Origin of the sequence: Aeromonas sp. 30P (assembly GCF_051919805.1) — a bacterium.
GTDB lineage: Bacteria > Pseudomonadota > Gammaproteobacteria > Enterobacterales > Aeromonadaceae > Aeromonas > Aeromonas veronii.
Genome location: NZ_JBQBEA010000001.1, coordinates 3917213 through 3931847, shown reverse-complemented (window position 1 = coordinate 3931847; position 14635 = coordinate 3917213). Strand labels below are relative to the sequence as shown.

Genomic DNA, 14635 nt, shown 5'->3' with positions numbered 1-14635 from the left:
GCCTCAATAATCGAGACTGATATCCCCTTTCGCGGTGCAGGAGCAGGCCAGAGCAACGCCGCTCTCCAGATCCTGCGCACTCAGGGTCATCACGCTCTGGCGCTCGATGTCACCTGTGGTGGTGCAACGACAGCTGCCACATACCCCGGCGCGGCAAGCGGCCATTATGGTTTCGCCCGCCGCTTCCAGCGCCGCCAGCAGGGTCTGACCCGGCAGGATCTTCACCTTTTTGCCGCTCTTTTTCAGGGTCAGCCAGAAGTGGTCGCTGGTGGTGGCGGGCTCTGCGGAGGGAAGACCAAAGGACTCCTGATGCAGCTGCTCCGGCGGCAATCCCAGCTCCGTCAGCATGGTCCTGACCGCCGCCATATAGGGGGCCGGGCCACAGAGATACACATGGCGTTCGCGCAGATCTGTGGCCAGTTCGGCTAGCATGGCGGGGGTGAGTCGGCCCACCCAGGGATGAGCCGTTGGCGCCTCTTCCAGTATCAGGGCATGGCGTACACCGGGATGAGCTTCGGCCAATGCAGCCAAGTCATCTGCGAAGATCACATCTGCTGGCGAGCGGGCGCTATGGATAAAGCGGATGTCTGCGTCCGGCCGTTTGGCCAGTTCGTCCCGCAGCATGGCCCACATGGGGGTGATGCCGGAACCGGCGCTTAGCAGCAGTGGCCGTTCGCAAGGAAAGGCGGTCAGGTTGAAATCGCCGAACGGACCATCCACCCGGATCTTGTCTCCCACTTGCAAGGTCTGATGCAGATGGTGGGAGACCCGTCCCACATCCTTGATAGTCACTTGCCAGCAGGCATCCTGTGGGCTGGAGGAGAGGGTATAGGCGCGGCACTCCGGCTGGCCGTCAATCTCGGTATGCAGGGTGATGCACTGGCCAGCCAGTACGGGAGGGAGGCTGCCGGAAAGCGGCGCCAGCTGCCAGCTCACGACGTCGTGGGTGTTCTGTTGGCGGCCAATGCAGGTGAGCGTGAGAGAGGTCATCACAAGGCTCCTTAGGTTTTAAACGGTTCGAAAAACGTCTGGTGAAAAAGCCGGATCCAGAAAAAAGGCGAGCCGGGCGGCTCGCCAAACGCTTACAACATGAGGTGCCGATCAGGCCGCCAGGATCTCGGCCAAGTCAGCCTCGGCCGTGGTGGTCCCTTTCAGACCGAACTGCTCTTCCAGCACCTTGAGCAGAGCCGGGGTGAGGAAGGCGGGGGCGGTCGGGCCGGTACGAATGTCCTTCACCCCGAGGGAGAGCAGGGTGAGCAGAATAACGATGGCTTTTTGCTCGAACCAGGAGAGCACCAGCGTCAGCGGCAGATCGTTGACCCCGCACTCGAACGCCTCGGAGAGTGCCAGCGCCAACTGAATTGCGGAGTAGGCATCGTTGCACTGACCCACGTCCAGCAGACGCGGAATGCCGCCGATGTCGCCAAAGTCGAGCTTGTTGAACTTGTACTTGCCGCAGCCCAGGGTGAGCAGCAGGCTGTCGCGCGGCGCCGCATTGGCAAACTCGGTGAAGTAGGCGCGCTCGGCCTTATCGCCGTCACAGCCACCCACCAGGAAGAAGTGGCTGATCTCCCCGGCTTTGACCTTCTCAATCACTGCGGGCGCAGCCTGCATCAGGGCGTTGCGGGCAAAGCCGATGGTGATGAAGTGCTCGAGCTCGGTGTGCTTGAAGCCTTCCAGCGCTTGGGCCTTGGCGATCACGGCGGAGAAATCATCCCCCTCCAGATGGGTTACGCCCGGCCAGCCGACGATGGAGCGGGTAAAGATGCGATCCGAGTAGTTGCCCACATTCGGGTCGATGATGCAGTTGGAGGTCATCACTACGGCGCCCGGGAAGTTGGCAAACTCCTTCTGCTGGTTCTGCCAGGCGGAGCCGTAGTTACCCACCAGATGGGGGTACTGCTTGAAGAAGGGGTAGGCCAGCGCGGGCAGCATCTCGCCGTGGGTGTAGACATGAATGCCGGTTCCCTTGGTCTGCTCCAGAATGAGTTTGAGATCCATCATGTCGTGGCCGGAGACCAGAATGCACTTGCCGGGGATGGGGGTTACGCGTACCTGGGTCGGCTCCGGATGACCGAAGGCGAGGGTTTCACCCAGATCCAGCATCTCCATGATTTTGAAGTTGAGTTGACCGATCTCCATGGCGCAGTTGAACAGCCGACCCATTTCGCTCGGATCTGTGCTGAGCCAGCTCATGATGCGGTGGAATTCGGCGGTCACCTCGTCACTCTGCTGATCCAGCACCCGAGCGTGCTCCATGTAGGCGGCGGCGCCCTTGAGGCCGTAGAGGCAGAGCAGACGTAGCCCCATGATGTCTTCGTTTACCTCGTTCTTGCCCCGATTGGGGGCGGCTGGCGCGGCATGGGCAAGTTGTTCCAGCAGTTCGGCACCGGGTTCGAAGTAAGCGGACTGTGGCAAGTCGTTGACCTGCACTGCCATCCCGGCCAGCTGCTGGCGATAGGCGAGGGCCTGATTGACGTAGGCCACGATGCGATGAGTCGAAGTTGACGTTGGTGAGGGTGGCGAAGAAGGCCTTGGGCACGAAGGCATCGATCTCGCGGTCGATGATGCCCTGCTCGCGGGCGGCCAGCGCCCAGGCGCTGAGCCCCTGCAGGGTGTAGATCAGCACATCCTGCAGATCCGAGGTTTCCGCCGTCTTGCCGCACATACCTTGTGCGTAGGCACAGCCGTTGCCAGCCGGGGTACGAATTGTCTGTTCACATTGCACACAAAACATCATGTCTCTCCTAATTGGACATTTCAGTTGTCTGTTTTGTGGCGATTCTATTCCTCTCGCGAAAAACTTAATAGGCATTCAATTTGCCAATTAAGATTCCCTTGATGCAGATCAAAAACAAAAAAAGCCGCCCAAACAGGGCGGCAAGCGGGTGGATAAAAGGAGAGACAACTCAGGTTTGCAACAGAACATAACAATCAGACGGATTGGGCCGTGGTCTGGTCAGGAGCTTTCGGCCCGGTACTTACTCAAGCCGGCATACGTACGCTGTAGTCGGCTTGGTTCACTATCAGGCCAGATAAGCGCGCAGCATCCAGACCAGTTTTTCCTGCTGCTGCACATAGTCGGAGAGTATGGAGGCAGTGCCTTCATCACCGGCTTCGGCGGCCTGACCCAGAATACGGCGCTGGGCGACCAGCAGTTCGCGGAAGCTATCCAGCAGGGATTCGACACAGGCGCGGCCATCGTGCAGCCCTTTTTGCTCGGGGATGGCAGAGACTTTCAGGTAGTCACTGAAGCTGTGCATGGGCACCCCGTCCAGGGTCAGGATCCGCTCGGCCAGTGCATCGACTTTCAGCAGCAGGTCGTTGTAAATCTCTTCAAATTTCAGGTGCAGTTCGAAGAACTGGTTGCCACGGATATTCCAGTGGAAGCCGCGCACGTTCATGTAGAGGATCTGGTAGCTGGCAAGCAATTTGTTCAACTCGGCTGCCAGGGCTTGTGATTGAGCAGTATCAAGACCAATCGGGCTTTTCATCATTCACCTCCAGATTTGGAAATCGGTTTTAAATTCTCTTTCGGAACGCAGTCAGAATAACGCCTTGCAAAATGCAGGGACAATTGCTTGTGCCTAAATGTTTGATAGCTAACGGCTATCAAACAGTACGCAGCAACGGGGGCAATGGATGAGGATTAGGGGAAGTATTTTTCGAGTAGCGCCATCAGGATGGCCTGGCACTCGCGGTCCGGTTTGCTATCGACCTTGCTGGCGCGAAAGTGGAGCTGAAAGGCGCCCATGACGGCCCGGCTCTGCTCATCCCACTGGCCGGTTTGGGGCAGGCCGTAGCCATAGCGGGCCAGCTGTTGTTGCCACATGGCCGCATCCCAATCGGGCAAGGGACTGGCCAGTAACTCGGCCACCCGACCTTCATCGGGCCAGGCGCCGACCCCGTACGTCAGATAGAGCTGGCGCCAGGGGAAGTGGGGGCCGGGATCCTGCTTGCGCTCGGGGGCGACATCGCTGTGGCCCAGCACCTGGGTCGGCGGGATCCGGTAACGGGCGACCAGCTTCCGGCTGAGGGCACCGACGGCGGCAATCTGCTGCGGGGTATAGGGTTGCCAGCGGCGGGCATCGGGGGCCAGCGGCTCATCTTCTGCTGGATAGCCGAGGTTGACGATCTCGATGCCAAGGGAGCTGGCATTGAGCCCGGCATATTGGTGCCAACGGCTGCGTCCGGCATGCCAGGCGCGCGCGCTGTCCGGCACCAGCTGATAGACGGTGAGCGGTGTCTCGTGGCTGTCGCGGGGGATCAGGTAGTGTGCGCTCACCTTGTGCTCCGGCTCGGTCAGCAGGCGCAAGGAATTGGCATCATCTTCATCGGTGTAGTGGAGGATCAGAAAGGCGATCCGCTCGTTCTGGTTGGCGCTCTGATAACGGGTTGAGAGCTGATATTCGGACGGAGTACAACCACCCAGCAGCAGAACCAGTGGCAGAAAGAAGAGGGGAAGAAAACAGCGCCAGCGCCATCCCCCTGCTGCAGCCAGGCTGCTGAGCGTGGGAGGAGTGAGTCGCTGGCACATGTCGAAGGCCCTGTCTGGTCAGTCGCGCGGCTGGTTAGCCGCGGTATTTGGCCGTGAGACCGATCAGGAAGTTGCGCAGGATCTGATCCCCGCAATCCTGATAGTGCTTGTGATCCTTGGAGCGGAACAGGGCACTGAGCTCGGACTTGGAGAGGTTGAAGTCGGCGAGCTTGAGGGTGCCGAGCATATCCTCTTCCTTGAAGTTGAGACCGATGCGCAGCTTGCGCAGGATCATGTTGTTGTTGATCCGGTTCGGGATCACCTGGGGCGGTGCATCTTCCCGCACGCCGCGGCGGGCGATGATGAAACCGTCGAGGAACTGGCTCAGAGCCGAGTCGGGACAGGCGACATAGCCTGCCTCTTGCTCTTCACCTTCCGCCGCCTCTTTCATCAACCAGCTGTGCAGCTGGGCGTGAGTGACCGTCAGGTTGCCCTTGGCAAACATCTCGACCATCTGGTCGTTGCTGATGGTGAGGGCGTAGCGCAGACGGCGCAGAATATCGTTGTTGGTCATGCTGACTCCTGTGTAAACGGCGCAACTTTACCATCTGGCGGCCCTCGCGTCAGAAAAAGCGGGGGCCGATACAGTTCAGGTCAAGCTCATCAAGCCTTGCCGAGATAGCGGGGCGCCTCCTGGCGCACCAGTTCCAGCGCATCTTGCAGCTCCAGCAGCTCGGGTTCCAGCTCGCTGACCGGCACGCCGTCACGCAGCTGTTGCTCCAGCTGGGAGAGCAGCCGTTGCAGTCCCGGTACCCCGGAATAGGCACAGCCGCCGTTGAGGCGATGGAGCTGGGCCAGCACCTCGCTATCTTCAATTTCGCCAGCCAGCGCGCTATCCAGCACAGGTTCCACTTCGTCGAAACTGGCCAGCAGCATGGTCAGCATCTCTCTGGCGAGATGCTCTTTCCCTGCCGCCTGCCGCACCGCCAGTGCCCAGTCGATCTGTTGGGCACCATTATTCTGGTGGCGGCGATGGGCAAAGTCGGTGATGAGCTGGGCCAGCATGCTCTCGTCGATGGGCTTGGCCAGATAGTCGTCCATCCCCTGCCGGATCAGCCGTTCCCGTTCGCCGGGGATGGCGTGGGCGGTCACCGCCACGATCGGGGTGGTGGTGTTGAGGGACTGGTTGCGGATCGCCTGGGTGGCACTGATGCCATCCATGATCGGCATCTGGATATCCATGAAGATGATGTCGAACGGCTGGCTCTGGGCCTGCTTGACCGCCTCCTTGCCGTTTTTGCAGACCACCACCTGACTCACCATCTCCTTGAGCATGGCGGCGATCAGCTTGAGGTTGGCGGCGTTGTCATCCACCGCCAGCACCTTGATTGGCTGCAACTGGCGCGGCGCAGGCTGGGCGGGCAGCTTCTGGCGGCTCGATTCCGGCGAGAGCAGGGCGTGCAGCAGCTTGCGGTGGTTGACCGGTTTGGAGAGACAGTGCTGGGCGCCATGGGCCAGCATCGCTTCATAGAGCGCCGGCTCGTGACTGCTGAGTAGCACTATGGTGTTCTGCTGCTGGCCGTTCAGTCTGTCGAGACGGCCGATCACCTGCTGCGGCGTATGCAGGGTGCTGCTGCCGATGATCACCATCTCCTGCTCGCTCATCTCGGGCCAGGGATCATCGCTGGTCAGTGGGTGCACGTCGAGGTGCCACTCCGCCAACAGGGCGAGCAGGGAGGCTTGCGCGAAGGGATCCGGTTCCAGCAGCCAGAGCCGTTTGCCACGGATCCGATCCAGCGGCAGTTGATCGGTCTGGGGCAGGGGGGAGACCTCCACATCCAGACTGAAGGAGAAGATGGATCCCTTGCCGAGCTCCGATTCGAAGCGGATCTGGCCGCCCATCTGCTGCACCAGCTTCTGGGTAATGACGAGGCCCAGGCCCGTGCCGCCATAACGACGGGAGATGGAGGAGTCGGCCTGATTGAAGGCCTGGAACAGCTGATGTTGCTGCTCGAGATGCCGATGCCGGTATCGCGGATCTGGACGTTGAGCCTCACCTTGTGGTTGCCACTGCCGGTCTGCTCGATATGGACATCCACGTTACCCTGCTCGGTGAACTTGATGGCGTTGCCGGTGAGGTTGGTCAGCACCTGTTGCAGACGCATGGGGTCGCCGGTGAGGTAGTCCGGCACATCGGCATCCACCCGCAGGGAGAGCTCCAGCTGCTTGTCGTGGGCGCTGGGGCCGAGCAGGTGCATGGTCTCGTTGAGAGTGTCGCGCAGGCTGAACGGGATATGCTCCAGCTGCAGCTTGCCCGCTTCCAGCTTCGAGAAGTCGAGGATGTCGTTGATGATGCCAAGCAGGTTGCGGGCCGATTTCTCGATGGTCTGCATGTAGTCGGTCTGGCTCGGGGTCAGGCTGGTTTTCAGCAACTGGCGGGTAAAACCGATGACCCCGTTGAGCGGGGTACGCAATTCGTGGGACATGTTGGCCAGAAACTCCGACTTGACCCGCGCCGCCTCCTGCGCCCGTTTCTTGGCCATGTCGAGTTCGACGTTCTGGATCTCTATCTGCTCCAGGGTTTCGCGCAGGTCAGAGGTGGCCTGATCGATATTCTGCTGCATCTCTTCGTGATATTCGGAGAGCGCCTTGGCCATGGCGTTGATGCCGTTTTTCAGCATATCCAGCTCGCCGGTGAGCTGGCCGCTGACCCGGGTATCGAGCCGCCCCTCCCTGATCTTGTGCACCGCCTGCACCATGTTGGTGATGGGCTGGGTCACGCTCTTGACCAGACGGAAGCCAAACAGGGTACTGAAGGCGACCCCGATGAGCACCATGATCACCGCAAAGAAGGTGTCGCGGTACTGCAGCAGCATGGCCCTGTCGGTCGCCATCTGCATCGAGATGTAGCCGATCATCGGCGGCTCTACATCGCTGGGCAGCGGGAAGCCATCCAGACTGGTTTCAGCCTGGATCGGGGTGCGCAAAATGATGTCGTCCCCCTGAAACGTCACGCTGGTCAGATCCGGAATGGGCTCGCCATCGGGCAGCCTGAGCCGGGTGAAATCCCGGTGATAGTTCGAGGTGACGAACAGCTGGTTGTCTTGGGTGAAAACCGCGATGGACTTGATAAAGGGGGAGTTCTTGCGATGGGTCAGGCCAATCAGCCGCTTGAGGGATTCGCGACTGTGCTGTGTCATGCCATATTCACTGGCGATCGCCAGCGGTTCGATAATGTTGATCCCCTGATCAATGAGGTTGTTTTCCAGCTGCTGGTAGCGGTGGAAGGTGAAGTAACCGGCCATCAGGCCACCGATGATCAGGGTCGGCAGGATGGTGAAGGCGAGAACGCGTGCTCTCAGGCCATATTTGGTCATACGAACAGGCCACCAGTGAACAGGGTTGGCGATAGGGTTGATGGCAATACACGGGCTCTGTGGCCGTATTTGGTCATACTATTATTCTTGTGGGACAATACCCGGCAGCAGATTCCACAATCATGACATAGCCACCTATAGGCACCAAGTTTTATGGCCCAGTTTTTCAAGCCCCAAAAGAAGTCCACCCAGCTCCAACGCATTGAATTTACGATAGACACCCTCGATCACCACTGCGTCGGTATCGGTCGCCATCAGGGCAAGGCGATCTTCGTCGAAGGGGCGCTGCCCGGCGAGACCGTCAAGGCACGCATCACCGAAGAGAAAAAGCAGTATGGTCACGCCGCCTTGCAGCAGGTGGTGACCCCGGCGGCCAATCGTATCGCCCCCTTTTGCAGCCACTATCGCGAGTGCGGCGGTTGCAGTGCCCAGCACATGTCGGTTACCGATCAGCAAGCCGCCAAGGCGGCCGGACTGGTCAGCCTGTTCGAGCGGTTGGGCAACATCAAGGCGCCGGCGCTGGAGCCGGTACTGACCGGTGAAGATCGTGCCTACCGCCGGGTCTGTCGTCTGGCCATCAAATTTGACAAGAACGGTCGCTGCACCCGGGTCGGTTTCCGCCGCCGCAACAGCAACGATCTGGTGGAGATCGACAGTTGCCCTGTGCTGGCCGAACCGCTCTCTGCGCTGATTGCCCCGCTGCGTGAATGCCTCAATCGCCTCAAGAGCCAGCGCGAGCTGGGCCATGCGGAGCTTATCCAGGCCGAGCAGGGGATCATGATGCTGCTGCGCCACACCGGCCGCCCCAATGAGGCGGATCGCGCCCTTCTGGTGGAGTTTGCCAAAGCGCAGGGGATCGACCTCTATCTGCAGGCGGCCGATGATCGCATCGAAGCGCTGCAGCAACAATTTTCCCCATCCTACTCGCTGGATGGCCTGTCTCTTGCATTTGCTCCGGGTGACTTCATTCAGGTCAATGGCCCCATCAACCAGAGCATGGTTGAGCAGGCGCTGACATGGCTCGGGGCGAGCAAGGATGACAAGGTGCTCGATCTCTTCTGCGGTATCGGCAACTTCACCCTGCCGCTGGCCCGTCAGGCTCGCGAAGTGGTGGGTGTCGAAGGTGAACTGGCCATGGTGCAGCGGGCCGAAGAGAACGCTCGTCGCAACGGCATCACCAATGCCCGTTTCTACAAGGCCGACTTGAGCGATGACATCGTCGGCATGTCCTGGGCGCGGGAAGGGTTTGATCTGGTGCTGCTGGATCCGGCTCGTCCCGGCGCGCTGGAAGTGATGGGACACGTCGTGAAACTTTCACCCAAGCGGGTGGTCTACGTCTCCTGTAACCCGGTCACCCTGGCGCGGGACAGTCATGTACTGGTGAAAGGGGGTTACCGTCTGGTGCGCCTCGGCATGCTCGACATGTTCCCTCACACCGGTCATCTGGAGTCCATGGCGCTGTTTGAACGGGAGTAAATGACTCATCAGTTCGGCGATGCCGGATAGGTCATCCGGCATGTTCGTTACTCTTTGAGCAGGTGTGTATATGAAGTAATCCTGCTCATCAGTACGGCGATGCGGATATGTAATCTGGCATGTCTGCGGCTGTTTGAGCAGGTGTGTATATGAAGTAATCCTGCTCATCAGTACGGCGATGCGGATGTGTAATCTGGCATGTCTGCGGCTGTTTGAGCTGATGTGATTGGGGTAATCTAGACCCTCGTCGTTCGGCAGGGCCTGTTGGCGCGCTCTATTGTCTTTCTGGACAATATGTCTTGAAAAGTGCGCTGGATATCCCCATTTGAGGCAATCTCATGAGGGGAGAAAGTGACAGTTTTCGGCCCGATAATTTAAAGGATTGATACCATGGTTGCGGTTCGCGATATTCATTTGAAAGACAACTTCACCCTGGAAGAGTGGGTCAGCTCGCTCTCCTTGAGTGACAGTGAAAAGGATCAGCTGCGAACCGTCTACCAGTATTGTCTGACGCTCGGTGACGAGGCGCTGACCAGCAAGCTGCTGGTACGCGGCATCGAAATGGTGGGCATCCTGCAGATGCTCAGCATGGATATTGGCACCCTCAAAGCGGCCATTATCTACCCCTTCGTCGAAGCCGGTCTCATCAGCCAGGAGCGGATGGACGAGGACTTTGGCTCCAAGATCGCCAAGCTGGTGGAAGGGGTGCTGGAGATGGAGGCCATCCGCTCCCTGCAAACCCTCCATCGCAGCGAAACCTCGCCGGAGCAGGTCGACAACGTGCGTCGCATGTTACTTGCCATGGTCGAGGATGTGCGCGCCGTGGTGATCAAGCTGGCGGAGCGGATCGCCTGCCTGCGGGAAGCGAAGACGGCAGATGAAGAGACCCGGGTGCTGATGGCCCAGGAGATCACCAACATCTATGCGCCGCTCGCCAACCGTCTGGGCATCGGCCAGCTCAAGTGGGAGCTGGAAGATCTCGCCTTCCGTTACCTGCACCCGGATACCTACAAGCAGATCGCCAAGCAGCTCGACGAGAAGCGGCTCGACCGCGAGCGCTATATCCGCGAGTTTGTGCAATCCCTGCGTAATGGCCTGAAAGAGGCGGGAGTTGACGCCGAGGTGTACGGCCGCCCGAAACATATCTACAGCATCTGGCGCAAGATGCAGAAGAAGCACCTCGAGTTCAACGAGTTGTTCGACGTGCGCGCGGTGCGGGTAGTGACCAAGCGGCTGCAGGATTGCTATGCGGCGCTCGGTATCGTCCATACCCAGTTCCACCACATTCCCCGCGAGTTTGACGACTATGTCGCCAACCCCAAACCCAACGGCTACCAGTCAATTCACACCGTAGTGGTGGGGCCTGAGGGCAAGACGGTCGAGATCCAGATCCGTACCGACCAGATGCATCAGGATGCCGAGCTCGGCGTCGCGGCGCACTGGCGCTACAAGGAAGGGGCGCAGGCTGGCGGCAAGGCCAACACCTTCGAAGACAAGATCGAGTGGCTGCGCAAGCTGCTCGCCTGGCAGGAAGATCTCTCCGAGAGCGGCTCCCTGCTGGAAGATCTGCGCAGTCAGGTGTTCGAGGACCGGGTCTACGTCTTCACCCCGAAAGGGGATGTCATCGACCTGCCGGCAGGCGCCACCCCGCTCGATTTTGCCTATCACGTCCACAGCATGATCGGTCACCGCTGCATCGGCGCGAAGATTGACGGCCGCATCGTGCCGTTTACCTATGCGCTGCAGACCGGCGATCAGGTGGAGGTGATCACCCAGAAAGAGCCGAACCCGAGCCGCGACTGGATGAACCCCAACGCCGGCTTCCTGCGCTCCAGCCGGGCGCGGGCCAAGGTGGCGACCTGGTTCAGAAAACTGGATCGGGACAAGAATATCGTGGCCGGTCGCGAGCTGTTCGAGAAGGAGCTGGATCGCCATAACCTCAGCATGTCCAAGATCGACAAGGGCAACATGCTGCGCCGCTTCAATCTGGAGAGCACCGACGATCTGCTGGCTGGTATCGGCAGCGGCGATATCCGCATCAACCAGGTGCTCAACTATCTCGACACCTGTTACAACAAGCCGACGGCGGAAGAGGAAGATCGCCGCCTGCTGGAGAAGCTGGAGCAGAAGGCCAATGCGCCGATGCGCTACAAGCCCAAGGATCACATCGTGGTGGAAGGGGTCGGCAACCTGATGACCCATATTGCCCGCTGCTGCCAGCCCATTCCGGGGGACTCCATTCAGGGCTTTATCACCATGGGGCGCGGTGTATCTATTCACCGGGAAGATTGTGAGCAGCTCAAGGAGCTGTCACGGCGCAACCCGGAGCGGCTGATCGATGCGGTGTGGGGGGAGAACTACTCCGGCGGCTACGGCCTCACCATCCGGATCATCTCCAACGATCGCTCCGGCTTGCTGCGTGATATCACGACCGTGCTGGCCAACGAGAAGATCAATGTGATGGGGGTGCGCTCACGCTCCAACGTGCGCGAGCAGACCGCCGAGATCGACATGGAGCTGGAGATTTACAACATCAACGCCTTCAACCGGGCGTTGGCCAAGCTCAGTCAGCTTAACGACGTGATCAGCGCCAAGCGGCTTTGATATCGAACCGACCGGCCCCAGTGGCCGGTCTGCATTTCCGACCCTTTTTGAACGAATCGAAAGCGAATATCTCATGTCTCAACGTTACGATCTGCCTCAACTGCTCGACATCATGGCTCGTCTGCGTGATCCGCAAAACGGCTGCCCCTGGGATCTGAAACAGGACTTCCAGACCATAGTGCCGCATACCCTGGAAGAGGCCTACGAGGTGGCCGATGCCATCGAGACCGAAGATTGGCAGGGGCTGAAAGGGGAGTTGGGGGATCTGCTGTTTCAGGTGGTGTTCTACGCCCAGCTGGGTAAAGAGCGGGGCTTGTTCGACTTCGCCGATATCGTCGACACGGTGAGTGAAAAGCTCATTCGCCGTCATCCCCACGTTTTTTCCGATGCAGACCTTGCCAACGAGCAGGCGGTAAAAGCGAACTGGGAGGCGGAAAAAGCCAAAGAACGAGCGGCCCTCGACAAAGAGAGCGTGCTGGACGACATCCCGCTCTCGCTGCCTGCCCTGACCCGCGCCGCCAAGATCCAGAAACGCTGCGCCACCGTCGGTTTTGACTGGAAAACCTTGGGGCCTGTGGTGGACAAGATCCACGAAGAGATCGACGAGGTGATGGAAGAGGCATTGATGGCCGATGTGGACGAGGCGCGGGTGAGCGACGAGCTCGGCGACCTGCTGTTTGCCACCGTCAATCTGGTGCGTCATCTGGGCAAGGATCCGGAGCAGGTACTGCGAGGCGCCAACGCCAAGTTCGAACGTCGCTTTCGTCAGGTTGAGCAGATAATCGCCGCAGAAGGCTTGAAAATGACCGATTGCACCCTCGAAAAGCTCGATGCCGCCTGGGATAAGGCGAAGGAAACCGAGCAAAGTTGATTTGGCGCAAGATGGGGGGGCGGTGAGCCTGATAGATTTTTGCTCATTGTTTGGGAGAGGGGTTTTTGGTATACTGTTTCCCCGTCCTGCTTCATCCCCGAAGCACCCCTTAAAATTCCCTAAACTTCTTTCAGGTTCAGCATGACGACCAAATATATTTTTGTTACTGGTGGCGTTGTTTCATCCCCTCGGCAAAGGCATTGCCGCAGCTTCTCTGGCAGCCATTCTGGAAGCCCGTGGTCTGGATGTGACCATCATGAAACTGGACCCGTACATCAACGTGGATCCGGGCACCATGAGCCCGACCCAGCATGGTGAAGTGTTCGTAACCGAGGACGGGGCCGAAACCGATCTGGATTTGGGCCACTACGAGCGTTTCATCCGCACCAAGATGACCCGTCGCAACAACTTTACCACCGGCCGTATCTACGCCGACGTACTGCGTAAAGAGCGTCGTGGTGACTATCTGGGCGCCACCATTCAGGTTATTCCGCACATCACCAACGCCATCAAAGAGCGGGTGATTGCCGGTGCCGAAGGCCATCAGGTTGCCATCGTCGAAGTAGGCGGTACCGTAGGTGACATCGAGTCCCTGCCGTTCCTCGAAGCCATTCGTCAGCTGGCTGCCGAAGTGGGCCGCAACAACGCCATGTTCATGCACCTGACGCTGGTTCCTTACCTGGCTGCTGCCGGTGAAGTGAAGACCAAGCCGACCCAGCACTCCGTTAAAGAGCTGCTCTCCATCGGTATCCAGCCGGATGTGCTGATCTGCCGCTCCGACCGTGCCATTCCGGCCAATGAGCGCGCCAAAATTGCCCTGTTCTGCAACGTGCCCGAGCGCGCCGTCATCTCCATGAAAGACGTCGACTCCATCTACAAGATCCCGGCACTGCTGAAATCCCAGAACCTGGACTCCTACTTCACCGAGCGTTTCGGTCTGGAGTGCAAAGAGGCTGACTTGTCCGAGTGGGAACAGGTTATTTACGAAGAGGCCAACCCGACTGGTGAAGTGACCATCGGTATGGTCGGCAAATACGTCTCCCTGCCGGACGCTTACAAGTCCGTCAACGAGGCGCTCAAGCACGGTGGTCTCAAGACCCGTCACTCCGTCAATATCAAGTACATCGACTCTCAGGATATCGAGACCCGTGGCGCCGAGCTGCTGGAAGGTCTGGACGCGATCCTGGTGCCGGGTGGCTTCGGTGAGCGCGGTGTGGAAGGCAAAATCCTGGCTGCCCAGTATGCCCGCGAGAACAAGATCCCCTACCTGGGTATCTGCCTCGGCATGCAGGTTGCCATGATCGAATTCGCTCGCAACGTCGCGGGCATGGAAGGGGCTCACTCCTCCGAATTCAAGAAAGATTGCGCGTACCCGGTCGTCGGCCTCATCACCGAGTGGGTTGATGAAGAGGGCAATATCGAGACCCGTACCGAGAAGTCCGATCTGGGCGGTACCATGCGTCTGGGTTCCCAGCTCTGCCACCTGGTCGAAGATTCCAAGGTGCGTCAGATGTACGGCAGCCCGACCATTTACGAGCGTCACCGTCACCGTTACGAAGTCAACAACAAGCTGCTGCCGCAGATTGAAGCGGCAGGTCTGAAAGTGACCGGTCTCTCCGCCGACAAGAAGTTGGTGGAAATCATCGAGATCCCGGATCACCCCTGGTTCGTGGCTGCGCAGTTCCACCCGGAGTTCACCTCTACTCCCCGTGATGGCCACGCTCTGTTCGCCGGTTTTGTGAAGGCGGCAGGCGAGTATCAGAAGCGTAATTTGAAGTAATTGAAAATAAATGCGGTTGGGGCACTGTGCCACAGCCGCTTTTTTTGGCA

Annotated in this window: 7 protein-coding genes and 3 pseudogenes; 4 read left to right on the top strand and 6 right to left on the bottom strand. The window is 59.3% G+C overall.

From position 1 onward, the window contains the following. Positions 1 to 3: 3 nt before the first annotated feature. The 6 genes and pseudogenes from ACTG2B_RS18300 to barA form a co-directional block, all read right to left on the bottom strand. Entirely contained in the window at positions 4 to 990 is a 987-nt protein-coding gene (locus ACTG2B_RS18300) for an FAD-binding oxidoreductase (RefSeq protein WP_439996585.1), read from the bottom strand. Between the two features lie 111 nt (positions 991 to 1101). Beyond that, a pseudogene (gene hcp, locus ACTG2B_RS18295) lies at positions 1102 to 2737 on the bottom strand (hydroxylamine reductase). A gap of 289 nt (positions 2738 to 3026) precedes the next feature. Then, entirely contained in the window at positions 3027 to 3494 is a 468-nt protein-coding gene (locus ACTG2B_RS18290) for a Dps family protein (RefSeq protein WP_005362843.1), read from the bottom strand. Positions 3495 to 3649: 155 nt separating this feature from the next. Next, positions 3650 to 4537, bottom strand: a complete 888-nt coding sequence (locus ACTG2B_RS18285) for an N-acetylmuramoyl-L-alanine amidase (protein WP_439996584.1) — start codon at positions 4535 to 4537, stop codon at positions 3650 to 3652. Positions 4538 to 4571: 34 nt separating this feature from the next. Then, positions 4572 to 5051, bottom strand: a complete 480-nt coding sequence (locus ACTG2B_RS18280; RefSeq protein ID WP_005343323.1) for a DUF1456 family protein — start codon at positions 5049 to 5051, stop codon at positions 4572 to 4574. Positions 5052 to 5140: 89 nt separating this feature from the next. Further along, positions 5141 to 7854 (bottom strand): annotated as a pseudogene (gene barA, locus ACTG2B_RS18275) (two-component sensor histidine kinase BarA). Positions 7855 to 8007: 153 nt separating this feature from the next. Between barA and rlmD the strand changes: the two are divergent. The 4 genes and pseudogenes from rlmD (at position 8008) to pyrG (ending at position 14585) form a co-directional block, all read left to right on the top strand. Next, entirely contained in the window at positions 8008 to 9330 is a 1323-nt protein-coding gene (gene rlmD, locus ACTG2B_RS18270; protein ID WP_439996583.1) for a 23S rRNA (uracil(1939)-C(5))-methyltransferase RlmD, read from the top strand. A gap of 390 nt (positions 9331 to 9720) precedes the next feature. Then, positions 9721 to 11934 carry a GTP diphosphokinase gene (relA, locus tag ACTG2B_RS18265; protein ID WP_439996582.1) on the top strand — a complete coding sequence of 738 codons (2214 nt, stop codon included), beginning with the start codon at positions 9721 to 9723 and terminating at the stop codon, positions 11932 to 11934. A 73-nt stretch (positions 11935 to 12007) separates the two neighbouring features. Next, a complete protein-coding gene (gene mazG / locus ACTG2B_RS18260) occupies positions 12008 to 12805 on the top strand; it encodes a nucleoside triphosphate pyrophosphohydrolase (protein WP_005335587.1) in 798 nt (265 codons plus the stop codon). Between the two features lie 141 nt (positions 12806 to 12946). Next, positions 12947 to 14585, top strand: a pseudogene (gene pyrG / locus ACTG2B_RS18255) (glutamine hydrolyzing CTP synthase). The last annotated feature ends 50 nt before the right edge of the window (positions 14586 to 14635 follow it).